The organism is Salmonella sp. SAL00672, assembly GCF_046552175.1.
Classification (GTDB): Bacteria; Pseudomonadota; Gammaproteobacteria; order Enterobacterales; family Enterobacteriaceae; genus Salmonella; species Salmonella enterica.
Genome location: NZ_JBGDUQ010000004.1, coordinates 111,907 through 136,978, shown reverse-complemented (window position 1 = coordinate 136,978; position 25,072 = coordinate 111,907). Strand labels below are relative to the sequence as shown.

At 52.2% G+C, this 25,072-nt stretch carries 22 protein-coding genes; 12 read left to right on the top strand and 10 right to left on the bottom strand.

Going from position 1 to position 25,072, the window contains the following annotated elements; all coding sequences use genetic code 11:
• Window positions 1-85: 85 nt before the first annotated feature.
• From ACLJTG_RS13225 to ACLJTG_RS13215, 3 genes are all read right to left on the bottom strand, one after another.
• Window positions 86-694, bottom strand: coding sequence for a glutathione S-transferase (locus ACLJTG_RS13225; protein WP_000766677.1), 609 nt, complete (start codon window positions 692-694; stop codon window positions 86-88).
• A 97-nt stretch (window positions 695-791) separates the two neighbouring features.
• Window positions 792-1,928, bottom strand: coding sequence for an HlyD family secretion protein (locus ACLJTG_RS13220; RefSeq protein WP_000364909.1), 1,137 nt, complete (start codon window positions 1,926-1,928; stop codon window positions 792-794).
• 2 nt (window positions 1,929-1,930) lie between these two features.
• A complete protein-coding gene (locus ACLJTG_RS13215) occupies window positions 1,931-2,293 on the bottom strand; it encodes a DUF3302 domain-containing protein (RefSeq protein WP_000479642.1) in 363 nt (120 codons plus the stop codon).
• Window positions 2,294-2,826: 533 nt separating this feature from the next.
• Between ACLJTG_RS13215 and mtlA the strand changes: the two genes are divergently transcribed.
• The 3 genes from mtlA to mtlR all read left to right on the top strand — a co-directional run bounded on the left by mtlA (window position 2,827) and on the right by mtlR (window position 6,699).
• Window positions 2,827-4,743 (top strand): PTS mannitol transporter subunit IICBA, encoded by a 1,917-nt coding sequence (mtlA, locus tag ACLJTG_RS13210; RefSeq protein ID WP_000093287.1) that lies wholly within the window; start codon window positions 2,827-2,829, stop codon window positions 4,741-4,743.
• A 220-nt stretch (window positions 4,744-4,963) separates the two neighbouring features.
• Window positions 4,964-6,112, top strand: coding sequence for a mannitol-1-phosphate 5-dehydrogenase (mtlD, locus tag ACLJTG_RS13205; RefSeq protein WP_000645383.1), 1,149 nt, complete (start codon window positions 4,964-4,966; stop codon window positions 6,110-6,112).
• Complete coding sequence (gene mtlR, locus ACLJTG_RS13200) at window positions 6,109-6,699, top strand: mannitol operon repressor MtlR (RefSeq protein WP_000193201.1); 591 nt, start codon at window positions 6,109-6,111, stop codon at window positions 6,697-6,699. Before mtlD ends, mtlR begins: the two co-directional genes overlap by 4 nt.
• A gap of 9 nt (window positions 6,700-6,708) precedes the next feature.
• On the opposite strand, the gene ACLJTG_RS13195 is transcribed toward mtlR, so the two are convergent.
• Window positions 6,709-6,918 (bottom strand): hypothetical protein, encoded by a 210-nt coding sequence (locus tag ACLJTG_RS13195; protein WP_001062559.1) that lies wholly within the window; start codon window positions 6,916-6,918, stop codon window positions 6,709-6,711.
• 289 nt (window positions 6,919-7,207) lie between these two features.
• Between ACLJTG_RS13195 and ACLJTG_RS13190 the strand changes: the two genes are divergently transcribed.
• The 7 genes from ACLJTG_RS13190 (at window position 7,208) to trmL (ending at window position 17,619) form a co-directional block, all read left to right on the top strand.
• Window positions 7,208-7,570: a YibL family ribosome-associated protein gene (locus ACLJTG_RS13190; protein ID WP_000665687.1), complete on the top strand. Its 363-nt coding sequence runs from the start codon at window positions 7,208-7,210 to the stop codon at window positions 7,568-7,570.
• Window positions 7,571-8,057: 487 nt separating this feature from the next.
• Entirely contained in the window at window positions 8,058-8,741 is a 684-nt protein-coding gene (locus ACLJTG_RS13185) for a DUF3251 domain-containing protein (RefSeq protein ID WP_000549453.1), read from the top strand.
• 43 nt (window positions 8,742-8,784) lie between these two features.
• The gene (sadA, locus tag ACLJTG_RS13180; protein WP_198898243.1) at window positions 8,785-13,170 is read left to right on the top strand and encodes a trimeric autotransporter adhesin SadA; all 4,386 of its coding nucleotides are present in this window, start codon (window positions 8,785-8,787) and stop codon (window positions 13,168-13,170) included.
• A gap of 296 nt (window positions 13,171-13,466) precedes the next feature.
• On the top strand, window positions 13,467-15,122 hold the full coding sequence (gene lldP, locus ACLJTG_RS13175; protein WP_001055305.1) for an L-lactate permease: 1,656 nt from the start codon (window positions 13,467-13,469) through the stop codon (window positions 15,120-15,122).
• Window positions 15,119-15,895 carry a transcriptional regulator LldR gene (gene lldR / locus ACLJTG_RS13170; RefSeq protein ID WP_000636696.1) on the top strand — a complete coding sequence of 259 codons (777 nt, stop codon included), beginning with the start codon at window positions 15,119-15,121 and terminating at the stop codon, window positions 15,893-15,895. Before lldP ends, lldR begins: the two co-directional genes overlap by 4 nt.
• On the top strand, window positions 15,892-17,082 hold the full coding sequence (gene lldD / locus ACLJTG_RS13165) for a quinone-dependent L-lactate dehydrogenase (RefSeq protein WP_000586988.1): 1,191 nt from the start codon (window positions 15,892-15,894) through the stop codon (window positions 17,080-17,082). The genes lldR and lldD overlap by 4 nt, the downstream gene beginning before the upstream one ends.
• 63 nt (window positions 17,083-17,145) lie before the next feature.
• Complete coding sequence (gene trmL / locus ACLJTG_RS13160) at window positions 17,146-17,619, top strand: tRNA (uridine(34)/cytosine(34)/5-carboxymethylaminomethyluridine(34)-2'-O)-methyltransferase TrmL (RefSeq protein ID WP_000932336.1); 474 nt, start codon at window positions 17,146-17,148, stop codon at window positions 17,617-17,619.
• Between the two features lie 67 nt (window positions 17,620-17,686).
• On the opposite strand, the gene ACLJTG_RS13155 is transcribed toward trmL, so the two are convergent.
• Window positions 17,687-18,691 (bottom strand): LacI family DNA-binding transcriptional regulator, encoded by a 1,005-nt coding sequence (locus tag ACLJTG_RS13155; protein ID WP_001537635.1) that lies wholly within the window; start codon window positions 18,689-18,691, stop codon window positions 17,687-17,689.
• Between the two features lie 318 nt (window positions 18,692-19,009).
• Here ACLJTG_RS13155 and ACLJTG_RS13150 point away from each other — a divergent pair, with 318 nt between their 5' ends.
• On the top strand, window positions 19,010-20,206 hold the full coding sequence (locus ACLJTG_RS13150; protein ID WP_001218249.1) for an L-talarate/galactarate dehydratase: 1,197 nt from the start codon (window positions 19,010-19,012) through the stop codon (window positions 20,204-20,206).
• A 73-nt stretch (window positions 20,207-20,279) separates the two neighbouring features.
• The gene (locus ACLJTG_RS13145; protein WP_001092104.1) at window positions 20,280-21,590 is read left to right on the top strand and encodes an MFS transporter; all 1,311 of its coding nucleotides are present in this window, start codon (window positions 20,280-20,282) and stop codon (window positions 21,588-21,590) included.
• A gap of 82 nt (window positions 21,591-21,672) precedes the next feature.
• On the opposite strand, the gene cysE is transcribed toward ACLJTG_RS13145, so the two are convergent.
• From cysE to ACLJTG_RS13120, 5 genes are all read right to left on the bottom strand, one after another.
• Window positions 21,673-22,494 (bottom strand): serine O-acetyltransferase, encoded by an 822-nt coding sequence (cysE, locus tag ACLJTG_RS13140; protein WP_001112113.1) that lies wholly within the window; start codon window positions 22,492-22,494, stop codon window positions 21,673-21,675.
• A gap of 77 nt (window positions 22,495-22,571) precedes the next feature.
• Window positions 22,572-23,591, bottom strand: coding sequence for an NAD(P)H-dependent glycerol-3-phosphate dehydrogenase (gene gpsA / locus ACLJTG_RS13135; protein WP_001076596.1), 1,020 nt, complete (start codon window positions 23,589-23,591; stop codon window positions 22,572-22,574).
• Window positions 23,591-24,058 (bottom strand): protein-export chaperone SecB, encoded by a 468-nt coding sequence (gene secB, locus ACLJTG_RS13130; RefSeq protein ID WP_000003370.1) that lies wholly within the window; start codon window positions 24,056-24,058, stop codon window positions 23,591-23,593. Before secB ends, gpsA begins: the two co-directional genes overlap by 1 nt.
• Before the next feature lie 43 nt (window positions 24,059-24,101).
• Complete coding sequence (gene grxC, locus ACLJTG_RS13125) at window positions 24,102-24,353, bottom strand: glutaredoxin 3 (protein ID WP_001273795.1); 252 nt, start codon at window positions 24,351-24,353, stop codon at window positions 24,102-24,104.
• A gap of 85 nt (window positions 24,354-24,438) precedes the next feature.
• On the bottom strand, window positions 24,439-24,870 hold the full coding sequence (locus ACLJTG_RS13120) for a rhodanese-like domain-containing protein (RefSeq protein WP_001156179.1): 432 nt from the start codon (window positions 24,868-24,870) through the stop codon (window positions 24,439-24,441).
• Window positions 24,871-25,072: the final 202 nt, after the last annotated feature.

Sequence of the window (25,072 nt, the reverse complement as noted above, 5' to 3'; positions counted from 1 at the left end):
TGTTGGTGGCCCTCTCCTGGCGGGAGAGGGATATCGACATAAGGGGGATTGTAACGTGAGTTTGCTCAGGCGGACATAATGCGCGTCAAGCCTTTGGCGCTTCGGTGCGGGCAAAGCTTTCGCGTTGAAAAAGCGTTTCGACCAGTTTGACCAGGTGGGGGCGGCTAACACACCAGCCGGGCGCGACCCGGCGGAAGTTGAGATAGCCTACCGCACAGGCAATCGCGATAGTCGCCAGATTGACCGTATCCGTTTTTAGTGTCCCGTCGCTCAGATAACTTTCGAGCATATCCAGGCTGCGGTTGATTTTTTCCCGCTGGCGCAACAGTTCCGTTTCCGATTGTTGCGCCGCCGGGCGCGCCTGTTCGCGTACAGAAACCAACGCTGCATCCATAATGCCGTCAGCCAACGCTTCAAGCTGGCGAACTTTAAGCGCTGCCATCGGGTCACGCGGGAGCATCGCTGGCGCGATATCCAGCAGCTCAATATATTCCGCGATGATCGGCGAATCGAACCAATACTCGCCCGCATCGGTGACCAACGCGGGTACTTTACCTAACGGGTTATAGCGCGCCACCCCGCTATCCGCGTTGTAGGGAAGTTCATTCACAAATTCGAAGGTGATGCCCTTTTCCAGTAACAGAATCGAAATTTTACGCACAAAAGGGCTGGTATAGCTGCCAATGAGTTTCATGCCGGGTCCTTTTTGCCAACAAAAAAGCGGTGCCCAATGATAGTGGGGCACCGCTTAGTATGGCTCAGGTCACTGAAAATGGCAGGTGATGACGGTCTCAATGATCCAAATAAAGGTAATGCATCCAACTGGTCATGCGCAGCAGTACTTTACGCATTACCGACACGTGGGCGAAATGGTCGGAATAGACTGCGACCTGGGCATAGATACCGTCCGGCAGCGCATCCACATCGGCATTCGGATCCAGCTCAATCGTGGCCAGCACGCCATCGGTACCCGGCACCACCGTTAAGGACTGTAATGCGCCCTGCGCCTGATAAGAACCACCCGGAACGACAGGAAGAATACTGGTCAGCTTGCCGGTGAAAATCTGACCAGGCAGCGCGTTAAACACCACTTCCGCTTCATCGCCTGGTTTAAGGCGCAGCAGCGAGTTCTGGCGGAATTGCGCCACGATTTGCCGTTTTTGTTCAGGAATAAACACCATTACCGGACGCAAAGGTAATGCTGCTGCGTAAGTCCCCGGACGAATTAAAATCTGCGTGGCATAACCGTTGCTGGGGGCACGAACTACCGTCTGTTCAAGATTGTATTTAGCCTCGGCAAGCTGGGCACGTAGGGACGCAACCTGAGATTGCTCACCGTTGACCATACTGTCTAATTGGCTCTGAATCTGCGTCTGTTCTGCAACCGAGCCTTTGACCAGCGCATCCTGTGCCAGATAGTTTTGCCGAGCATTATCGATATCGCTTTCAGAGAACGGGTTAACTTTCGCCTGACTGCCTTTCAAATAGCGTTGATAATCTTTATACAGACGGTCACGTTCAGCAGATACACGGGTGGTATTGGCGACCGCTTCCGACAACTGTGCTTTCAGGTTGTCGATGTTGTGCGTAGCGGTAACCAGATCAGCCTGCAGCCTGTCGACACGCGCCTGATACCGTACCGGATCGAGCTTAAACAGCACATCACCTTTTTTAATTAGCTGATTATTTTTATCTGTTACCTCACTAACAATTCCTGTGACTTGCGGAGTGACCGGAATTGAAATAACCGCTTTTTGCGCCGTAAAAGTATACGGGTGGTTATAGTTCATTAATAAAATCAATCCCGCAACAATGAACACCCCACCTAATGCAGCGGTAGCAAGCGTCCATTGGTTTACCGGAATACGGAATATTTTAAAAATGGCCCAGGCAAAGGCCACATAGGTCAGGACTATCAACAAATCCATGATTAAATCTCCGGAAAGGTGGAGTTATCGTTTTTTTTCTCCCCATCCAGTCTTTTTTCCAACTGGGTGATTCGCGCTGCCAGCGCGGCAATCTCAGGGTCTGACTCCTTTCCGGTCGGTGTGATGTGTGACTGCATTCCCCATCCCTTTTCAGGCTGGTAGAGCGTGGCCCAGATCCACAGGAACGGCCAAATAACATGAAGAGTGAACAGGCTCACCCATCCCGCAGTATGGATGGCATCGGCATGGGGATGGTTACGTTTTTTAGCCATGTTATAGGGAATATCGTGAATGGCGATGATTCCGTAAAACAGAACCAGAAAAACGAAGATCAGCACGCCCAACGCGAAATAATTTAGAAACATGCCTGCCTCGAATTCACGCTAATTAGAGTTTTTTATGCCGGCAGCCGTATGCACCCTGGCTGATGTTTTGAACATAACTGCAGTTTGGGGTTTTCGCCATACCACAAAATAAATATTTTTTCTGGTGAGAAGTTGCTTTGTTTTGCAATAAAAAATGTCGGGGGTAGAACCTGCCGCAGATCACATCTGCTCAAATCCAGATGAAAATAATTTGCGATCCACATCACAAAAATTCAACAAACAGCAAAACCAAAAATGTGAATAAGTTCACATTTAATCCTCATTTGCAGCGAATTATTGCACTGTGATGTTTTTTTGTACCGTTATTTTGTGATTAAAATCACATTAACTAACGCCATACACCCTATATTTACGTGACGAATATCACATAAAAGACCGTCGACTGGACAGTTGAACGATTCAGTGCCAGATTGCGCAGTATCTACACTACAGGGTCCGGCTACCTCTGCCGCTACATTAACAAACCTCGGGCTTTCAGCCTGCGCGACAGCAACATAAGAAGGGGTGTTTTTATGTCATCCGATATTAAGATCAAAGTGCAAAGCTTTGGTCGATTCCTCAGCAATATGGTGATGCCTAATATCGGCGCGTTTATCGCGTGGGGTATTATCACCGCATTATTTATTCCAACAGGGTGGTTGCCTAACGAAACGCTGGCGAAACTGGTTGGTCCGATGATCACCTACCTGCTGCCGCTGCTCATCGGTTATACCGGCGGTCGTCTGGTTGGCGGCGAACGCGGCGGCGTAGTGGGCGCTATCACTACCATGGGCGTTATTGTCGGCGCGGATATGCCGATGTTCCTCGGCTCGATGATCGCCGGTCCATTAGGCGGCTACTGCATTAAGAAATTCGACAGTTGGGTAGACGGTAAGATCAAATCCGGTTTTGAGATGCTGGTGAACAACTTCTCCGCTGGCATCATCGGTATGATCCTCGCCATCCTGGCGTTCCTCGGTATTGGTCCGGCGGTTGAAGTCCTGTCCAAAATTCTGGCGGCGGGCGTTAACTTCATGGTGGCGCACGATATGCTGCCGCTGGCGTCCATTTTTGTTGAACCGGCGAAAATCCTGTTCCTCAATAACGCGATTAACCACGGCATCTTCTCACCGCTGGGTATCCAGCAGTCCCATGAAATGGGTAAATCCATCTTCTTCCTGATTGAAGCTAACCCGGGTCCGGGGATGGGCGTCCTGCTGGCGTACATGTTCTTCGGTCGCGGCAGCGCTAAACAGTCTGCGGGCGGCGCGGCCATCATCCACTTCCTGGGCGGTATCCACGAAATTTACTTCCCGTACGTGCTGATGAACCCACGTCTGATCCTGGCCGTTATCCTTGGCGGTATGACTGGCGTATTCACCCTGACCATCCTGAACGGCGGTCTGGTTTCTCCGGCTTCTCCTGGCTCGATTCTGGCGGTACTGGCGATGACGCCAAAAGGCGCTTACTTCGCTAACATCGCTGCCATCGTGGCGGCAATGGCGGTCTCCTTCGTGGTTTCTGCAATTCTGCTGAAAACCAGCAAAGTGAAAGAAGAAGATGACATTGAAGCGGCCACCCGTCGTATGCATGACATGAAAGCGGAATCTAAAGGCGCCTCTCCGCTGGCGGCTGGAGATGTCACCAACGACCTGAGCCATGTGCGTAAAATCATCGTGGCTTGCGATGCCGGTATGGGTTCCAGCGCGATGGGCGCAGGGGTACTGCGTAAGAAAGTACAGGATGCGGGCCTGAGCCAGATCTCCGTCACCAACAGCGCCATTAACAATCTGCCGCCGGATGTGGATCTGGTCATTACTCACCGTGACCTTACCGAGCGCGCGATGCGTCAGGTACCGCAGGCGCAGCATATTTCGCTGACCAACTTCCTGGATAGCGGCCTGTACACCAGCCTGACCGAACGTCTGGTTGCCGCACAGCGCCACAATACTAATGAAGAGAAAGTACGCGACCATCTGAAAGACAGCTTTGAGGAGGGTGATAACAACCTGTTCAAACTGGGTGCGGAGAATATCTTCCTGGGCCGTAAAGCCGCTAACAAAGAAGAGGCGATTCGCTTTGCCGGTGAACAACTGGTGAAAGGCGGCTATGTTGAGCCGGAATACGTCGAGGCGATGCTGGACCGCGAAAAGCTGACACCGACTTACCTCGGTGAATCCATCGCAGTTCCGCACGGTACGGTAGAAGCGAAAGACCGCGTGCTGAAAACCGGCGTGGTGTTCTGCCAGTATCCGGAAGGCGTACGCTTCGGTGAAGAAGAAGACGATATTGCCCGTCTGGTCATTGGTATCGCCGCACGTAACAATGAGCACATCCAGGTCATCACCAGCCTGACCAACGCGCTGGATGATGAATCCGTGATCGAACGTCTGGCGCACACCACCAGCGTGGATGAAGTGCTGGAACTGCTGGCAGGTAAAAAAGCTTAACAGTTAAGTATCCCCAAAATAGTTCGAGCTGCAGGAAGGCGGCAACGCAGTGAATCCCCAGGAGCGTACATAAGTACGTGACTGGGGTGAGCGAGGAGAGCCAACGCATCTGCAGTTCGAAATATGAAGGCGATATCCTCTCCCTTGTGGAGAGGGTTAGGTTGAGGGAAAAGCCTCACCCCAGCCCTCTCGGGTAAAAACATTAATGAAGGTTAATACTATGAAAGCATTACATTTTGGCGCAGGTAATATCGGTCGTGGCTTTATCGGCAAATTGCTGGCTGACGCGGGGATACAACTGACGTTTGCGGATGTAAACCAGGTCGTACTCGATGCCCTGAATGCCCGTCATAGCTATCAGGTTCATGTTGTGGGTGAAAATGAGCAGGTGGATACCGTTTCCGGCGTCAACGCTGTCAGCAGCATCGGCGATGATGTTGTCGACCTGATTGCCCACGTTGATTTAATCACCACTGCCGTGGGTCCGGTTGTGCTTGAGCGTATCGCTCCGGCCATCGCTAAAGGGCTGGTAAAACGTAAGGCGCAGGGCGTGGATGCCCCGCTGAATATCATCGCCTGTGAAAATATGGTGCGCGGCACCACGCAGCTCAAAGGTCATGTGATGAACGCGCTGGCGGATGGCGATAAAGCCTGGGTTGAACAGCACGTTGGCTTTGTCGATTCCGCCGTTGACCGTATTGTGCCGCCTTCCGCTTCCGCCACCCATGACCCGCTGGAAGTGACGGTAGAAACCTTCAGCGAGTGGATCGTCGATAAAACCCAGTTTAAAGGCGCATTGCCGACCATTCCGGGGATGGAGTTAACGGATAACCTGATGGCATTTGTCGAACGTAAACTCTTCACGCTGAACACGGGTCATGCTATAACCGCGTACCTCGGCAAATTAGCCGGTCATCAGACCATTCGCGACGCCATTCTCGATGAGAGTATTCGCGCGGTGGTGAAAGGCGCGATGGAAGAAAGCGGCGCGGTGCTGATCAAACGCTACGGTTTTGATGCCGACAAACATGCGGCATACATTCAGAAAATCCTCGGTCGTTTTGAAAACCCGTATCTGAAAGATGACGTCGAACGCGTAGGTCGTCAGCCGCTACGCAAACTCAGCGCGGGCGACCGTCTGATCAAACCGCTGCTTGGCACCCTGGAATATGGTCTGCCGCATGTGAATCTGGTCAAAGGGATCGCGGCGGCGATGCATTTCCGTAGCGATGAAGATCCGCAGGCGCAAGAGTTGGCGGCACTGATTACCGAAAAAGGCCCGCAGGCCGCGCTGGCGCAAATTTCCGGGCTGGATGCCAATAGCGATGTGGTGGCGGAGGCGGTTAACGCATATAACGCGACCAAATGACGCAGAACCCGGCGCAGGTTAGCCTGCGCCCAAATAACAGATTGTCAGATATGCAGGCAATAATGGAACAAACCCAGGCCTTTGAAAATCGTGTGCTTGAGCGTCTGAATGCTGGCAAAACCGTACGGAGCTTCCTGATTACCGCCGTCGAGTTATTGACCGAGGCGGTGAATATTCTGGTGCTCCAGGTGTTTCGCAAAGACGACTATGCCGTGAAATACGCTGTGGAACCGTTGCTGGACGGCGACGGGCCGCTGGGCGATCTTTCGGTACGTCTGAAACTTATCTATGGCCTGGGCGTACTCAGCCGCACCGAATATGAAGATGCGGAGCTGTTAATGGCGCTGCGCGAAGAGCTGAATCACGACGGCAATGAGTACGCCTTTACCGACGATGAAATCCTCGGGCCGTTTGGCGAACTGCACTGCGTCATGGCGCTACCGCCGCCGCCGCATTTTGATACGTCCGACGCGGCGCTATACGCCATGCAAATTCAGCGCTACCAGCAGGCGGTGCGTTCGACGATGGTCCTCTCCCTGACCGAGCTGATTTCTAAAATCAGCTTAAAAAAGGCCTTTCAAAAGTAAATCCCGCCGTTAACTCCTTTCTTCTTCTTTTGGTCGGTACAGCCGCCGGTAATATTCCAGACGCTGCAAATAAATGGGCGCGCTCTCCGACGGCACCTCGGAAGGAACATAATCACGCGGCGGCGTTTTATTCAGGTATTCACGGAACGCCTGGCTGGACGCCATAAAATCGACGGCTTTATCAATAAGAAGTGGTACGTTCTCACCTATTTTTGCCATGATAGATCCTCCATGTGGGACCCGCGTCTGACTCCCGCGGTCGCTTATTTGAGTTTAGGATCAATTTAGCGTTGTCATTGAGGAAAATGTGCTTAATCGCTTTTCTTGTCGGCAAAAAGGCGCTTCATCTTTTCTTTCGAAAAAAATATTTTATTATCAATGAGATAATAAAATAATTAGCGATGTAATACTTACCGTAATTGATTATCTTTACGTCATGAGTTGTGAAGAATCACTCACTGCGCGCATACTATAGGATATCTATCCCATTTCTATCAGAAGCTATCCCATGAAAGAAGTCGAAAAAAACGAAATTAAACGCCTGAGCGATCGTCTTGACGCTATTCGCCACCAGCAGGCAGGTCTCTCTCTGGTTGAATCCGCCGATAAATACGCGGAGCTGGAAAAAGAAAAAGAGACGCTAGAAGCAGAAATTATCCGTCTGCGCGAAGTACACAGCCAGAAACTGAGTAAAGAAGCGCAGAAGCTGATGAACCTGCCGTTTCGCCGCGCGATCACTAAAAAAGAGCAGGCCGACATGGGCAAGTTGAAGAAAAGCGTGCGTGGCCTGATTGTTGTCCACCCGATGACGGCGCTGGGCCGGGAAATGGGGCTCAAAGAGATGACAGGTTTCGCGAAGAGCGAGTTCTAAACCTTCCGCATCCCAGGCTCTCAGGACACCCGTTGTACGGAGGATGTCTTGAGAGCATCGGGCTATATTCCGAATTTTTCATGGAAGTATTTACACCGATTATATACAAGTTCATTTTTAACGGTAATCCCTGCTTTTTCAGGATGAAAAATCCCACTATCGTGCCTGTTTGTATTTATACAATGAATTTTTTCATCCTCTTTTCTCATACCCCGCAGAATATGATTGACCCGCAAAATTAAATAACATTATCATCCCTGAAAAAAATCCCCATACATAAACATTATAATTATATTTTTATAAAGCATTGCTATGAGCAATTGATAAATAACGTCGGGTTTTTGCGCGCTTCTATAGAAGCGACGAATGTTTTCATTCTAACCATACGTTAATGAGTTATTGGCAATACTCGCTGAATGATGAGCTAGTTGTATAAATAACAGGTTAACTATTTATATTATATAAATTATTAACAAGGATATTTCATATGCACAAAAATGGAAAATTTATCCCCCTGCTTGCGTTGGGATTCACATTCTTTTTATCTGGTTGTGATTACTTCGCAGATAAACACCTTGTTGAAGAAATGAAAGAACAACAAAAAGAACAAGAAACAAAGATAAACCTGTTAGAAAAACAACAAAAAGAACAAGAAGCAAAGATAGATCTGTTAGAAAAACAACAAGCTACGATTATCAACACAACCAAAAAGGTCACCGAAGTCGTTGGCCGCGTTGAACGCAAACAACGGCTATTCGACTATACAGAACTGGACCCATCACAAACGCACTATTTTATTATTAACAACGGCAATATCGGATTAGCCGGGCGTATTCTATCTATTGAGCCAATAGATAATGGAAGTGTTATTCATCTTGATTTAGTTAACTTACTCAGCATTCCGGTATCAAACCTTGCGTTTAATATGACATGGGGTACGAAAAAACCTTCCGAGGCAAAAGATCTGCCTCGCTGGAAACAACTCCTGCTCAACACGAAAATGGACTCGACAATCGAACTCTTACCGGGAGCATGGACAAACGTCACGCTAACATTAAAAGGCGTATCGCCCAATAATCTTAAGTATCTAAAAATAGGTATTGACATGGAGAATGTCATATTCGACAGCATACAACCTATTAATGATACGAAAAAGAAGCCAAAAAAATAATAGCCATTGATACAACTATTTTAGAAAAGGAAAGCACTCATTCATGAACAGAATATTTAAAGTCCTCTGGAATGCCGCTACGGGAACATTTGTTGTCACCAGCGAAACCGCAAAAAGCCGCGGCAAAAAAAACGGCCGCAGAAAGCTGGCGGTTTCCGCACTCATCGGTCTTAGCAGCATTATGGTTTCTGCGGATGCACTGGCCAACGCAGGAAACGATACAGGCGACGGCGTTACTCCAACGGGTACCCAGACTGGAGGAAAAGGGTGGATTGCAATTGGTACTGATGCCACAGCCAATACTTACACCAACGTTGATGGCGCAAGCGCCGCAATGGGTTATAAAGCCTCCGCGATGGGGAAATGGAGTACCGCCATTGGTTCATACAGCCAGTCCACCGGCGACTCTTCGTTAGCGCTTGGCGTAAAATCGGTTTCTGCCGGTGACCGGGCCATTGCAATGGGCGCCTCATCCTCAGCCAGTGGAAGTTATTCAATGGCAATGGGCGTGTATGCCAATTCGAGCGGCGCAAAATCGGTTGCGTTAGGTTATAAATCTGTCGCGAGCGGAGCAACTTCCTCTGCATTAGGTTATCAAGCCACTGCGAGCGGCGACGACAGCGCTGCATTTGGTAATGGCGCAAAAGCGATAGGCACCAACTCAGTTGCCCTTGGCTCGGGCTCTGTCGCCCAGGAAGACAATTCCGTCGCCGTGGGTAACAGCACCACTCAGCGGCAGATCACCTACGTTGCTAAAGGCGACATCAATTCCACCAGTACCGATGCCGTTACAGGTGCGCAAATTTATTCTTTAAGTCAATCCGTCGCCGACCGACTCGGCGGAGGGGCTTCCGTTAATAGTGATGGTACAGTGAATGCCCCCCTCTACGAGGTAGGCACAGGCATCTACAATAACGTAGGCAGTGCATTAAGCGCACTTAACACTTCTATCACTAACACAGAGGCCTCTGTCGCAGGATTAGCCGAAGACGCGCTGTTGTGGGATGAAAGCATCAGCGCCTTTAGCGCTAGCCACACGGGAAACGCCAGCAAAATCACCAATCTGGCGGCGGGTACCCTGGCTGCGGACAGCACCGATGCCGTTAACGGCTCTCAGTTGTTTGATACAAATGAGAAAGTGGATAAGAACACTGCTGATATCGCCACCAATACCGACAGCATCAACCAAAACACTGCCGATATTACCGCTAATACCGACAGCATTAACCAGAACACCACTGATATCGCCGCCAATACGACCAGCATCAATCAGAACACTACTGATATCGCCACCAACACCACCAATATCAACAGTCTGAGCGACTCCGTCACCACGCTCACCGATGATGCCCTGCTTTGGGATGCAGCCTCTGGCGCATTCAGCGCTAAGCACAACGGAAGCGACAGCAAAATCACCAATCTGGCGGCGGGTACCCTGGCCGCTGACAGCACCGACGCCGTTAACGGCTCCCAGTTGTTTGATACAAATGAGAAAGTGGATCAGAACACCGCTGATATCACCACCAATACCAACAGCATCAATCAGAACACCACTGATATTGCCACCAACACCACCAATATCAACAACCTGAGCGATTCCATCACCACGCTCACCGATGATGCCCTGTTGTGGGATGCAGCCTCTGGCGCATTCAGCGCTAACCACAACGGAAGCGCCAGCAAGATCACCAATCTGGCGGCGGGCACCCTGGCCGCGGACAGCACCGATGCGGTTAACGGCTCCCAGTTGTTTGATACAAATGAGAAAGTGGATCAGAACACCGCTGATATCACCACCAATACCAACAGCATCAATCAGAACACCACTGATATTGCCACCAACACCACCAATATCAACAACCTGAGCGATTCCATCACCACGCTCACCGATGATGCCCTGTTATGGGATGCAGCCTCTGGCACATTCAGCGCCAGCCGTAGCGGAAGCGCCAGCAAGATCACCAATCTGGCGGCGGGCACCCTGGCCGCGGACAGTACAGACGCGGTGAACGGCTCCCAGTTGTATGAAACCAACCAGAAGGTGGATCAAAACACCTCTGCTATCGCAGATATTAATACGTCCATCACCAATCTTAGCTCTGACAACCTGAGCTGGAATGAAACAACGAGTTCGTTCTCTGCCAGCCACGGAAGTAGTACGACAAACAAAATCACCAACGTTGCTGCCGGAGAGCTGTCTGAAGAAAGTACCGACGCGGTTAACGGATCGCAGCTGTTCGAAACCAACGAAAAAGTGGATCAGAACACGACCGATATCGCCGCCAATACCACTAACATCACTCAGAACAGTACCGCGATTGAGAACCTGAATACTTCTGTCTCCGACATTAATACGTCCATTACCGGCCTCACTGATAACGCTCTGTTATGGGACGAAGACATCGGCGCTTTCAGCGCAAACCACGGTGGAAGCACCAGTAAAATAACCAATGTCGCCGCCGGGGCGCTTTCTGAGGACAGTACAGACGCGGTAAACGGCTCACAGTTGTATGAAACTAACCAGAAGGTGGATCAAAACACCTCTGCTATCGCGGATATCAATACGTCCATCACCAATCTTGGTACCGATGCACTGAGCTGGGATGACGAAGAAGGCGCGTTCAGCGCCAGCCACGGTACCAGCGGTACCAATAAGATAACCAATGTAGCAGCAGGTGAAATCGCCAGTGACAGTACTGACGCTGTTAATGGCTCTCAGCTCTATGAAACTAACATGCTGATTTCTCAGTATAGTGAATCTATTAGCCAACTAGCCGGCGATACCAGCGAAACCTATATCACGGAAAATGGTACCGGCGTGAAATACATCCGTACGAATGATAACGGGCTTGAAGGCCAGGATGCATACGCAACGGGTAACGGCGCAACGGCAGTAGGTTACGACGCCGTCGCCTCTGGCGCTGGCAGTCTGGCTCTTGGCCAAAACAGCAGCAGCAGCATTGATGGCAGTATCGCTTTGGGCAGTGGCTCCACCTCTAACCGCGCTATTACAACCGGTATACGAGAAACGAGCGCAACAAGCGATGGCGTTGTCATTGGCTACAATACAACAGACAGAAAGTTGCTGGGCGCGTTGTCATTGGGGACGGATGGAGAAAGCTATCGTCAAATTACCAACGTTGCTGACGGCTCTGAAGCGCAAGATGCGGTAACAGTTCGTCAGTTACAAAATGCCATTGGTGCGGTCACTACTACACCGACCAAGTACTACCACGCAAACTCAACGGAAGAAGATTCACTGGCTGTCGGAACTGACTCACTGGCAATGGGTGCGAAGACTATCGTCAATGCTGATGCAGGTATTGGTATTGGTCTGAATACACTGGTGATGGCTGATGCCATCAACGGGATTGCTATCGGTTCTAACGCACGCGCCAACCATGCAAACAGTATTGCAATGGGTAATGGTTCTCAGACCACTCGCGGCGCACAGACTGACTACACCGCCTACAACATGGACACACCGCAGAACTCTGTCGGTGAGTTCTCTGTCGGCAGTGAAGACGGTCAACGTCAGATCACTAACGTCGCGGCGGGTTCGGCAGATACCGATGCCGTTAACGTGAGTCAATTGAAAGTAACGGACGCGCAGGTTTCCAGGAATACCCAGAGCATTACTAACCTGAATACTCAGGTATCGAATCTGGATACCCGCGTCACCAATATCGAAAACGGCATTGGCGATATCGTCACTACCGGTAGCACCAAGTACTTCAAGACCAACACCGATGGCGCAGATGCAAATGCCCAGGGTGCGGACAGCGTCGCGATTGGCTCTGGCTCTATTGCTGCCGCTGAAAACAGCGTGGCGTTAGGCACAAATTCCGTCGCAGATGAAGCTAATACTGTGTCTGTCGGCTCTTCTACTCAACAACGCCGTATTACCAACGTTGCCGCAGGGGTGAACAACACTGACGCGGTTAATGTGGCGCAACTGAAAGCCTCAGAAGCAGGCTCCGTGCGTTATGAAACCAATGCAGATGGCTCGGTTAACTATAGCGTGCTCAACCTGGGAGACGGGAGTGGCGGCACCACTCGGATCGGCAATGTTTCAGCGGCGGTGAATGATACGGATGCGGTTAACTATGCGCAATTGAAACGCAGCGTCGAAGAAGCAAACACCTATACCGACCAGAAAATGGGGGAAATGAACAGCAAAATCAAAGGCGTAGAAAACAAGATGAGCGGCGGTATCGCTTCAGCGATGGCGATGGCCGGTCTGCCACAAGCCTACGCCCCGGGCGCCAACATGACCTCGATTGCTGGCGGTACGTTTAATGGTGAAAGTGCCGTCGCCATTGGTGTCTCCATGGTAAGTGAAAGCGGGGGCTGGGTGTATAAATTGCAAGGAACCAGCAACAGCCAGGGCGATTACTCTGCAGCTATTGGCGCGGGCTTCCAGTGGTAATGAAGTAACAACACTCCCGACATCAAAGGCAATGGCATTATGCCATTGCCTTTTCACTTCCCTTTGTTGTCCCCCCCTTGATTGGCCCTACCAATTTTAGCCCGTTACCACTACCCACTCACATTTCATTAAATTAACTCTACAATACCGTTGCCAATAAATAACATCTGGTTAACTATTTGTTGTCATTATCCATACACAACAATATTGGCAGGACCACTTTTACACATAATGTGACTTCAACGAGATGAGCAAAGATTCATCCCATTATGCGTGTGGTTCTCAGGAGACCTGCAATGAACCTCTGGCAACAAAACTATGACCCGGCGGGTAATATCTGGCTTTCCAGCCTGATCGCATCGCTCCCAATCCTGTTCTTCTTTTTCGCCCTGATTAAACTCAAGCTGAAAGGCTACGTTGCCGCTTCGTGGACGGTGGTTATCGCGCTCGCCGTTGCGCTGCTGTTCTATAAAATGCCGGTCGATCACGCGCTGGCATCGGTCGTGTATGGCTTCTTCTACGGGCTATGGCCGATAGCCTGGATAATCATCGCCGCGGTCTTTGTCTATAAAATTTCGGTCAAGACTGGGCAGTTTGACATTATTCGCTCGTCAATTCTGTCGATTACCCCCGACCAGCGTCTGCAAATGCTGATTGTCGGCTTCTGCTTCGGCGCGTTCCTTGAAGGCGCGGCAGGTTTCGGCGCGCCGGTGGCGATAACCGCCGCGCTGCTGGTGGGTCTGGGCTTTAATCCGCTGTATGCGGCAGGGCTGTGCCTGATTGTAAACACCGCGCCAGTCGCCTTTGGCGCGATGGGGATCCCGATTCTGGTTGCCGGACAGGTCACGGGCCTGGACAGCTTTGAAATCGGTCAGATGGTCGGTCGTCAGCTACCGTTCCTGACCATTATCGTCCTGTTCTGGATTATGGCGATTATGGACGGCTGGCGCGGCGTGAAAGAAACCTGGCCTGCGGTGATGGTCGCTGGCGGCTCGTTTGCTATCGCCCAGTATCTCAGCTCCAACTTTATCGGGCCGGAACTGCCGGACATCATCTCTTCACTGGTGTCTCTGGTGTGTCTGACGCTGTTCCTCAAACGCTGGCAGCCGGTACGCATCTTCCGCTTCGGCGATATGGGCGCGTCGCAGGTCGATCAGACGCTGGCCCGCACCCGCTATACGACAGGGCAAATTGTTCGCGCCTGGTCGCCGTTTCTGTTCCTGACCGCCACGGTCACTCTCTGGAGCGTACCGCCGTTTAAAGCGTTGTTTGCCCCCGGCGGCGCGCTGTATGACTGGGTAATTAACGTTCCGGTACCGTATCTCGATAAACTGGTCGCCCGTATGCCGCCGGTCGTACACGAAGCGACCGCTTACGCGGCGGTGTATAAATTTGACTGGTTCTCCGCCACCGGCACGGCGATCCTGTTTGCCGCGCTGTTGTCTATCGTCTGGCTGAAAATGAAACCCTCAGCCGCAATCCAGACCTTTGGCAGCACGCTGAAAGAGCTGGCGTTGCCGATTTACTCCATCGGCATGGTGCTGGCGTTCGCGTTTATCTCGAACTATTCCGGGCTTTCTTCCACGCTGGCGTTAGCGCTGGCGCACACCGGCAGCGCCTTCACGTTCTTCTCGCCGTTCCTCGGCTGGCTGGGGGTATTCCTGACCGGCTCGGATACCTCATCTAACGCGCTGTTTGCCTCTCTACAGGCTACCGCGGCGCAGCAAATCGGCGTCTCTGATGTACTGATGGTGGCGGCGAACACCACTGGAGGCGTAACCGGGAAGATGATCTCGCCGCAGTCTATCGCCATCGCCTGCGCGGCGGTGGGACTGGTAGGGAAAGAGTCCGATCTGTTCCGTTTTACCGTCAAACACAGCCTGATCTTCACCTGTATGGTGGGCGTGATCACTACGCTTCAGGCCTATGTTTTAACCTGGATGATTCCGTGATTGTGATGCCAAAACGCCTGTCAGACGAGATTGCCTCTCGCGTGCGGGCGCTGATTGAAGAACAAAACCTGGAAGCGGGCATGAAATTGCCCGCCGAGCGCCAGTTGGCTCTACAGCTTGGCGTATCACGCAACTCTTTACGCGAAGCGCTGGCGAAGCTGGTCAGTGAAGGCGTGCTGGTGAGTCGTCGCGGCGGCGGGACATTTGTCCGCTGGCAGCACGAAACCTGGTCTGAACAGAATATCGTGCAACCGCTGAAAATGCTGATGGCGAACGATCCGGACTACAGTTTCGACATTCTGGAGGCCCGCCACGCCATTGAAGCCAGTACGGCCTGGCACGCCGCCATGCGTGCCACCGCTGCCGACAAAGAGAAAATCAGACTCTGCTTTGATGCGACGCTCAGCGAAGACCCGGATCTCGCCTCCCAGGCCGACGTGCGCTTTCATCTGGCGATCGCGGAAGCCTCGCACAATGTGGTGCTGTTGCAAACCATGCGCGGTTTCTTCGACGTCCTGCAATCCTCCGTCAAACAGAGTCGCCAGCGTATGTATCTCGTTCCGCCCGTATTCTCAAAGCTGACGGAACAACACCAGGCGGTGATGGACGCCATTCTGGACGGTAACGCCGAGGGCGCGCGTAAAGCGATGATGGCGCACCTCAGTTTTGTCCACACTACGATTAAACGATTTGATGAAGACCAGGCCCGCCAGGCGCGTATTACCCGCCTGCCCGGCGACCATAATGAGATGACCAGGGAGAATAAATCATGATTATTTCAGCAGCCAGCGATTATCGCGCCGCAGCTCAGCGCACGTTGCCTCCTTTCCTCTTCCACTACATCGACGGCGGCGCGTATGCGGAATATACCCTGCGCCGAAATGTGGAAGACCTGTCGCAAGTCGCTCTGCGCCAGCGCGTGCTGAAAAATATGTCCGATTTAAGCCTGGAAACGACCCTGTTTAACGAAACGTTGTCGATGCCGGTGGCATTAGCGCCGGTAGGCCTGTGCGGCATGTACGCCCGTCGCGGCGAAGTACAGGCCGCCGCCGCCGCAGACGCAAAGGGCATTCCGTTCACCCTTTCCACCGTCTCCGTCTGTCCGATAGAAGAAGTTGCACCAACCATTAAGCGCCCGATGTGGTTCCAGCTTTATGTGCTGCGTGACCGGGGCTTTATGCGCAACGCGCTTGAACGTGCGAAAGCGGCGGGCTGCTCCACGCTGGTCTTTACCGTGGATATGCCAACGCCGGGCGCGCGCTACCGTGACGCCCACTCCGGGATGAGCGGCCCAAACGCGGCCATGCGCCGTTACTGGCAGGCGGTGATGCACCCTAAATGGGCGTGGGATGTCGGCCTGAACGGTCGCCCGCATGATTTAGGCAATATTTCCGCCTATCTGGGTAAACCGACCGGCCTTGAGGACTATATCGGCTGGCTGGCAAATAACTTCGATCCGTCCATCTCCTGGAAAGACCTGGAGTGGATACGCGAATTCTGGGACGGCCCAATGGTGATCAAAGGGATCCTCGATCCAGAAGATGCCCGCGATGCGGTACGTTTCGGCGCTGACGGTATCGTGGTGTCGAATCACGGCGGCCGCCAGCTCGATGGCGTGCTCTCTTCCGCCCGCGCCCTGCCCGCCATTGCCGATGCGGTGAAAGGCGATATCGCCATTCTGGCGGATAGCGGGATTCGTAACGGGCTGGATGTCGTGCGTATGATTGCGTTGGGGGCCGATACCGTACTGCTGGGTCGGGCCTATCTCTACGCGCTGGCGACGGCAGGAAAAGCGGGTGTCGCCAATCTGCTGGACCTGATCGAGAAAGAGATGAAAGTCGCCATGACCCTGACCGGCGCGAAATCTATTAGCGAAATCAGTGGCGATTCACTGGTGCAGGAACTGGGGAAAAGTTTGCCCGCCGCGCTGGCGCCAATGAGCAAAGGCGATGCCGCCTGAACGCCTGGCGCGTGAGAGCCCGGTAAATTTCTGCTATTCTGCCCCCGCATTTAAGGGGGCATCATGCTTAACATCGTACTCTTCGAACCAGAAATCCCGCCGAATACCGGCAACATCATTCGTCTTTGCGCCAATACCGGCTTTCGTCTGCACATCATCGAACCGATGGGGTTTACCTGGGATGATAAGCGCTTACGCCGCGCAGGGCTGGACTATCACGAATTCGCCGCGGTTCAGCGCCATCACGATTATGCCGCCTTTGTCGCCGCCGAAAATCCACAGCGCCTGTTTGCGTTGACGACAAAGGGCACGCCCGCCCATAGCGCCGTAAGCTATCAGGATGGCGATTATTTGATGTTTGGCCCGGAAACGCGCGGCCTGCCCGCCAGCATTCTCGATGCGTTGCCTAAAGAGCAGAAGATTCGCATTCCGATGATGCCGGATAGCCGTAGCATGAACCTGTCGAATGCGGTGTCGGTGGTGGTGTATGAAGCGTGGCGCCAGTTAGGATACTCCGGCGCGGTATTACGGTCGTAATATATTCAATGCCGGATGGCGGCTAACGCCTGATCCGGCCTGGCCGATCCCGATGGCATGTTCCCGTTTATGCGGACTCTCGCTCAATCAAATGAAAGCCAATATCCACAATAGCTTCTGCGCACGGTTTCTGTTCAATACGATCGGCCAACAGCGTAGCGGCGCGCTGGCCAATGGCGCGTCTGTCAACGCTTACGGTAGTAATTGACGGTCGATTGCTGGCGGCAAAATCAAGATCGCCAAAACCAATAACCGCTAAATCATGCGGGATGCGCAAACCACGGCTTTCCGCCTCCATCATCGCCCCCTGTGCCAGGGTATCAGAACTGCAAACAATGACATCAAACGTCCCTTCGTCAAAAAGCTGGCTTAAACCGCTGCGCCCCAGCGAAAGCGATGCCGGAAGGGGGACATCTACCTGCGGTACGGCATGAATAGCGTGGCGTTGAAGAACACTACATAACCCCTGCTTACGTTGCGCGGCTCGGCGATCGGCGGTCCACAACAAGCCGGGACGACGATAGCCCTTACTCAGAAGATACTCCCCCGTCGCCTGCCCGACTTTTTCATGGGAAAAACCGACCAGCATATCAAGCGGCGTGGGCGTTAAGTCCCAAATTTCCACCACCGGAATAGCCGCGTTCAGGATGACCTTTTTCAGTTCTATCGTGTGATGGATCCCGGTAAGCACCACGCCATCGGGGCGGCGGGAAAGCAGCGTCGCCACCAATTCCGCTTCCGTTTGTTCGGTATATCCCGCCACGCACAGCAATATGTGATATCCGCGTCGGGCCAGTTCATCGCTCAGCGACTGGATGGTATCGACAAACATGTTGTTGTTAATTTGCGGCACGACGACAGCGATTAATTTACTCCGTCGCGACGCCAGACCACCGGCTAACGCGTTGGGTATGTAGCCTGTGACGCGAACCGCCTGCATGACTTTCTCAACCGTTTTGGGGCGAACCAGTTGTGGCGAATTCAATGCCCGGCTGACTGTCATCGGAGACAGCCCGGCGCTACGTGCTACATCTTCCAGCGTCGGCGCACGAGGTGATTTGGTTCTCTTCACGTCTGATGCCCCTGCAAAGATTGGCTGATTTATCCGCGCATTATTCATCATGCCTGCGGCTATTGCCAGCTTCGCATCAGGAAAGGCCGTAAATACAGTAGCTTATCAAGCTCAGTCATTACAAAATGATAGCGCCATCATTTTGTATTATGCATTTCCCCAGATATTTTTGGATCGTGATCCATTTTGCAATAAATCCTGCTTTTTATACGACATATGTGATCAAATATTCAAATCAACATCAACTTTCTGGATCCTGTGTTCGCTTAATAATAAAAATGTTAGCGCAATCATTTTGTGATTATCAGGAGAAAAAAAATGGCTTTAAGCGCGAATTCCGACGCCGTAACGTATGCAAAAGCGGCGAATACCAGAACTGCGGCAGAAACCGGCGATCGTATCGAATGGGTGAAGCTATCACTGGCTTTTCTACCGCTGGCGACGCCAGTGAGTGACGCGAAGGTACTGACCGGTCGCCAGAAACCTTTGACCGAAGTGGCAATCATCATTGCCGAAATCCGCAGTCGCGATGGCTTTGAAGGCGTTGGTTTTAGCTACTCCAAACGTGCTGGCGGCCAGGGTATTTATGCTCACGCCAAAGAGATAGCCGACAATCTACTGGGCGAAGACCCCAATGATATCGACAAAATATACACCAAGCTGCTGTGGGCCGGAGCCTCGGTGGGGCGTAGCGGGATGGCGGTACAGGCTATCTCCCCTATCGATATCGCCTTATGGGATATGAAGGCTAAACGTGCCGGTCTGCCACTGGCAAAACTGTTGGGCGCGCACCGCGACTCCGTTCAGTGTTACAACACCTCAGGGGGGTTCTTGCATACACCGCTCGATCAAGTGCTGAAAAATGTGGTGATTTCCCGCGAAAATGGCATTGGCGGTATTAAGTTGAAAGTCGGACAACCCAACTGCGCTGAGGATATTCGCCGCTTAACCGCAGTACGTGAAGCGCTTGGGGATGAGTTCCCGTTAATGGTTGACGCTAACCAGCAGTGGGATCGCGAAACGGCTATCCGCATGGGGCGTAAAATGGAACAGTTCAACCTTATCTGGATTGAAGAACCATTAGATGCTTACGACATCGAAGGCCATGCCCAGCTTGCTGCCGCGCTGGATACGCCTATCGCCACCGGGGAAATGCTGACCAGTTTCCGGGAACACGAGCAGTTGATTCTGGGCAATGCCAGCGATTTCGTTCAGCCAGATGCGCCGCGTGTCGGCGGTATCTCTCCTTTCCTGAAGATTATGGATCTGGCGGCGAAACACGGGCGTAAGCTGGCGCCGCACTTTGCGATGGAAGTACACCTGCACCTTTCCGCAGCGTATCCCCTGGAGCCGTGGCTGGAACATTTCGAGTGGCTGAACCCATTATTCAACGAGCAACTTGAGCTGCGCGATGGCCGCATGTGGATTTCCGATCGTCATGGTCTGGGTTTCACGCTCAGTGAACAAGCGCGCCGCTGGACACAATTAACATGTGAATTTGGCAAACGCCCTTAACCCGACTGGCGGGAATCCGTCCCGCCTCTCTTACCTTACAGGATGCATTCTGCCCTTATCTGAGGAGTAGATAATGAACACAATAATAAAGCGCACAAAAGTGCGTCATACCATTCTTATATTTTTATTTCTTGCTACCGTATTTAATTATGCGGATCGCGCAACTCTATCCGTAGTTGCCCCAATAATGAGTAAAGAATTAGGTTTTGATCCGGAAGCGATGGGCCTGGCCTTCTCCTCATTTGGTATCGCCTATGTCATTATGCAACTACCCGGTGGTTGGCTATTAGACCGCTACGGTTCACGACTGGTTTACGGTTGCGCATTGATTGGCTGGTCGTTAGTAACCATGTTTCAGGGAACGATCTATCTGTATGGCAGCCCATTAATTGTACTGGTTATTCTACGTCTGCTGATGGGCGCGATTGAAGCGCCTGCCTTTCCGGCGAACAGTCGTTTAAGCGTACAATGGTTTCCCAATAATGAACGAGGTTTCGTTACTTCAGTTTATCAGGCTGCGCAATATATCTCGCTGGGCATTATCACCCCGCTAATGACGATCATTCTGCATAATTTAAGCTGGCATTTTGTCTTCTATTATATTGGCGCTATTGGCGTGATGCTCGGTATATTCTGGTTAATGAAAGTCAAAGATCCGATGCACCATCCAAAAGTTAATCAAGCGGAAATTGACTATATTCGTAGCGGTGGTGGCGAGCCCTCTCTGGGCTGTAAAAAGGAGCCGCAGAAAATAACGTTCGCGCAGATTAAAACCGTCTGTGTTAACCGGATGATGATCGGTGTTTATATCGGGCAATTCTGCGTCACCTCTATCACCTGGTTCTTCCTGACCTGGTTCCCGACCTATCTGTACCAGGCGAAAGGCATGTCGATTCTGAAAGTCGGTTTTGTGGCCAGTATTCCAGCCATTGCCGGTTTTATTGGCGGCCTGCTCGGCGGCGTGTTCTCCGACTGGCTACTCAAACGCGGCTATAGCCTTACCGTCGCGCGGAAATTGCCTGTGATCTGCGGTATGTTGCTCTCTTGCGTAATTGTGATCGCCAACTACACCTCTTCAGAATTTGTGGTCATTGCGGCGATGAGTCTGGCCTTTTTTGCCAAAGGGTTTGGTAACCTGGGCTGGTGCGTACTCAGCGACACCTCGCCGAAGGAAGTTCTGGGTATTGCCGGCGGCGTATTTAACATGTGCGGCAATATGGCAAGCATCGTTACGCCGCTGGTCATCGGCGTGATTCTTGCCAATACTCAGTCGTTCGACTTTGCCATTTTATACGTTGGCTCGATGGGACTTATTGGTCTCATTTCATATCTGTTTATCGTCGGCCCGCTGGATCGCATCACGCTGACATCATCCGCAGCCTGATTGTCCACATTGCGAATTCTTCGCTCCGCTGTTCCGGGATTGCACTCCATCGGAACAGCGTTTTTTAGTTGTACCGCGCAATTCAGATGCCGTCGCCATACTCAAACGTATGGTGTATCCCGTTGAAATGCTGGTCCATATCCATCGACGGCTTATCGCTGCCCGGCTTGCCGACAATACGCGCCGGAACGCCTGCGGCGGTAGTGTGCGGCGGGACAGGCTGTAAAACGACGGAACCTGCGCCAATTTTCGCGCCGCGCCCCACCTCGATATTGCCGAGAATTTTCGCGCCCGCGCCAATCATCACGCCTTCGCGGATTTTAGGATGACGATCGCCGCTCGTTTTCCCGGTACCGCCCAGGGTGACGGATTGCAGGATCGACACATCATCTTCAATAACCGCCGTCTCCCCCACCACAATACCGGTGGCATGGTCGAGCATAATCCCGCGGCCAATTTTCGCTGCCGGGTGAATATCCACCTGAAACGAGACTGAAACCTGATTTTGCAGGAAGATAGCCAGCGCGCGGCGACCTTTATTCCACAACCAGTGACCAATGCGGTAGGCCTGTAGCGCATGAAAGCCTTTCAGATATAACAGCGGCGTGGAGTATTTATCCACCGCCGGATCGCGAGTGCGCACGGCCTGAATATCGCAGGCTGCCGACGCGATCATTTCCGGGTCGGCGGCATAGGCTTCTTCAACTACTTCACGGATAGCGATAGCGGGCATGATGGGCGAAGCCAGTTTATTTGCCAGCATATAGCTCAGCGCACTGCCCAGATTTTCATGCTTGAGTAGCGTGGCGTGATAAAAACTGGCCAACATAGGCTCACAGTCAGCTAAAGCGCGGGCTTCAGCTTTAATATTCTTCCAGACGATTTCCAGTTCTTCACACGGCATGGCTTACTCCAGACGGGCAGAAAACGACCAACCCGTTCTGTGCGGGTTGGGTCGTTTATGCAAACAGTTCCTTACGGCTAGTGGCGACTCAGCTCTTCCTTGCGGGCGCGACCTAATAACGTTAATGCTGCCTCGCGCGCGTTTTTTCCGCAATACAATACTTGATAAATTTCCTCGGTTATTGGCATTTCAACACCAAAACGGTGCGCCAATTCACGAACTTCTTTCGTATTGCGATAGCCTTCGACCACCTGGCCAATCTTATCCTGCGCGCCTTTAACGTCCATGCCCTGGCCAAGCATCATGCCAAAACGACGGTTGCGCGACTGGTTGTCGGTACAGGTCAGCACCAGATCGCCTAAACCCGCCATCCCCATAAAGGTGGCGGGATCGGCGCCAAGCGCTGCGCCAAGCCGCGACATTTCGGTCAGTCCACGCGTGATTAGCGCCGTGCGGGCGTTCGCGCCGAAGCCGATGCCGTCAGACATCCCCGCGCCAATCGCAATCACGTTTTTCACCGCGCCGCCAAGCTGCACGCCGATAAAATCCGCATTGATATAGACGCGAAAACTTTTTCCGCAGTGCAACAGTTGCTGGAGATCGTCGGCAAAGGTCTCATCGGTTGAGGCCAGCGAGATTGCCGTCGGCAAACCCGCCGCCAGCTCTTTAGCGAACGTCGGACCGGAAATCACCGCCAGCGGGATTTGATCGCCTAACGCCTCGCGAGCGACATCCTGCAACAGGCGCCCCGTTTCCGCTTCCAGGCCTTTGGTCGCCCATACCAGACGCGCATCCGGACGCATCAGCGGTTTAATCTGCCGCAGCACGTCGCTGAAAACATGGCTTGGCACCACCACCAGAATGTTACGACTGGCCGCCAGCGCGGTTGCTAAGTCGCTTTCCAGGTGTAACGTATCGGGAAAAGGCACATCGGGAAGGAACGCGACGTTGCAGCGATCGTGCTCCAGGGTCGCGATATGTTTTGGGTCGTGGCCCCACAGGACAACCTGGTGGCCGTTTCTCGCCAGAGTGATGGCGAGAGCGGTGCCGTACGAGCCGGCACCGATGACTGTCATTGACGCATTACTTTGGTTCATCAGGCATCCTGATGTTCTTCAGTACCTTCGCCAGCCTGCTGCTGCAAATAGTTCATGAACAGCGCATCAAAATTGACCGGCGCAAGGTTCAGTTGCGGGAACGTACCGCGTGAAACCAGGCTGGTGATGCACTCGCGAGCATACGGGAACAGAATGTTCGGGCAGTATGCGCCCAGGCAATGCGCCATCTGAGTACCTTCAATACCGCTGATGGAGAAAATACCGGCCTGCTGAACTTCGCACAGGAACGCGGTTTCTTCCCCCAGGGAAGCCGTTACGGTAACACGCAGCACAACTTCATAAACGTCATCCGCCAGTTGGGAAGATGCCGTATCAAGATCCAGTTTAACCTCTGGCTGCCAATCTTTCTGGAAAACATGCGGTGCGTTTGGCGCTTCGAAAGAAACATCCTTGGTATAGATACGTTGGATCTGGAAAGCCATTTCAGTGTTATTTTGTTCTGACATGTGTAAAACCCTTTAGTGTTGTCCTTAAATACTTGAGTACGCCTTAACGCAACAGCGGATCCAGTCCACCACGCGCATCCAGCGCATACAAGTCGTCACAACCGCCAATGTGCTGTGCATCAATAAAAATTTGCGGAACCGTCGTTCGGCCACTACGTTTGATCATCTCTTCACGCTTCACGGCGTCGCCGTCAATCGCAATTTCCTGGAAACTCACGCCCTTGCTGTTTAACAGCGCCTTTGCACGATGGCAAAACGGGCAGGTTGCTTTGGTGTAGATTTCAATATTGGCCATGACTTCGCTCCTGTTTTTTACCCGATGGATTTCATGTCGACGCAAAGGCAAGTCATTCCCCTTGCGCCATGAAAACGACGGGTAATCACTTACCGCGCACCAGAGGCAGATTCTCGCCGCTCCAGCCTGCTACGCCTTCTTTCAACACAAAGACCTTTTCAAAGCCGGCTTTTGTCAGCGCGTTAGCGGATTCCTGGCACTGCATACCAGAACCGTCGACCACGATAATCGGCTTGTCTTTGTGCTTTTCCAGTTCGCCAACATTGTTGGCTTTGATTTCGCTCGGCAGCAAATTGGTCGCGCCAGCGATATGGCCTTTACGGAAATCGTCACGTTGACGTAAATCCACAACAACGGCGTCCTCTTTGTTGATAAGGCGCGTGGCTTCGCCGCGTGTAATCACCTTAACTTTTGAAGTCAGACCTTTGAACGTGGTAAATAAAACCGCCACCAGTAACGCAATCCAGGCGATACTCAGTATGGGATGACGGCCAACAAATTGCATAATTTCTTGCATGGGGGGTAACAACTCCCGACGTAGTGATTAAAAAACCAGGAAAGGAGTATACCTGTGCAGTGGCGCAAATACAGCCAGAGCGTGCACTGGAATGCATTTTTGCGGGGCGCTACGAAAAAAAATCACGCTATTACTTGCCTTCTCACGCCAGCGCGATCCCTTTCTTTGATCTTCTGAGGCTATTTTATCGATTCAGCTGTAG

Bases quoted from the DNA above. Each gene is read 5' to 3' on its own strand.
- ACLJTG_RS13225 (WP_000766677.1), bottom strand. From the start codon at position 694: ATGAAACTCATTGGCAGCTATACCAGCCCTTTTGTGCGTAAAATTTCG.
- ACLJTG_RS13220 (WP_000364909.1), bottom strand. From the start codon at position 1,928: ATGGATTTGTTGATAGTCCTGACCTATGTGGCCTTTGCCTGGGCCATT.
- ACLJTG_RS13215 (WP_000479642.1), bottom strand. From the start codon at position 2,293: ATGTTTCTAAATTATTTCGCGTTGGGCGTGCTGATCTTCGTTTTTCTG.
- mtlA (WP_000093287.1), top strand. From the start codon at position 2,827: ATGTCATCCGATATTAAGATCAAAGTGCAAAGCTTTGGTCGATTCCTC.
- mtlD (WP_000645383.1), top strand. From the start codon at position 4,964: ATGAAAGCATTACATTTTGGCGCAGGTAATATCGGTCGTGGCTTTATC.
- mtlR (WP_000193201.1), top strand. From the start codon at position 6,109: ATGACGCAGAACCCGGCGCAGGTTAGCCTGCGCCCAAATAACAGATTG.
- ACLJTG_RS13195 (WP_001062559.1), bottom strand. From the start codon at position 6,918: ATGGCAAAAATAGGTGAGAACGTACCACTTCTTATTGATAAAGCCGTC.
- ACLJTG_RS13190 (WP_000665687.1), top strand. From the start codon at position 7,208: ATGAAAGAAGTCGAAAAAAACGAAATTAAACGCCTGAGCGATCGTCTT.
- ACLJTG_RS13185 (WP_000549453.1), top strand. From the start codon at position 8,058: ATGCACAAAAATGGAAAATTTATCCCCCTGCTTGCGTTGGGATTCACA.
- sadA (WP_198898243.1), top strand. From the start codon at position 8,785: ATGAACAGAATATTTAAAGTCCTCTGGAATGCCGCTACGGGAACATTT.
- lldP (WP_001055305.1), top strand. From the start codon at position 13,467: ATGAACCTCTGGCAACAAAACTATGACCCGGCGGGTAATATCTGGCTT.
- lldD (WP_000586988.1), top strand. From the start codon at position 15,892: ATGATTATTTCAGCAGCCAGCGATTATCGCGCCGCAGCTCAGCGCACG.
- trmL (WP_000932336.1), top strand. From the start codon at position 17,146: ATGCTTAACATCGTACTCTTCGAACCAGAAATCCCGCCGAATACCGGC.
- ACLJTG_RS13150 (WP_001218249.1), top strand. From the start codon at position 19,010: ATGGCTTTAAGCGCGAATTCCGACGCCGTAACGTATGCAAAAGCGGCG.
- ACLJTG_RS13145 (WP_001092104.1), top strand. From the start codon at position 20,280: ATGAACACAATAATAAAGCGCACAAAAGTGCGTCATACCATTCTTATA.
- cysE (WP_001112113.1), bottom strand. From the start codon at position 22,494: ATGCCGTGTGAAGAACTGGAAATCGTCTGGAAGAATATTAAAGCTGAA.
- gpsA (WP_001076596.1), bottom strand. From the start codon at position 23,591: ATGAACCAAAGTAATGCGTCAATGACAGTCATCGGTGCCGGCTCGTAC.
- secB (WP_000003370.1), bottom strand. From the start codon at position 24,058: ATGTCAGAACAAAATAACACTGAAATGGCTTTCCAGATCCAACGTATC.
- grxC (WP_001273795.1), bottom strand. From the start codon at position 24,353: ATGGCCAATATTGAAATCTACACCAAAGCAACCTGCCCGTTTTGCCAT.
- ACLJTG_RS13120 (WP_001156179.1), bottom strand. From the start codon at position 24,870: ATGCAAGAAATTATGCAATTTGTTGGCCGTCATCCCATACTGAGTATC.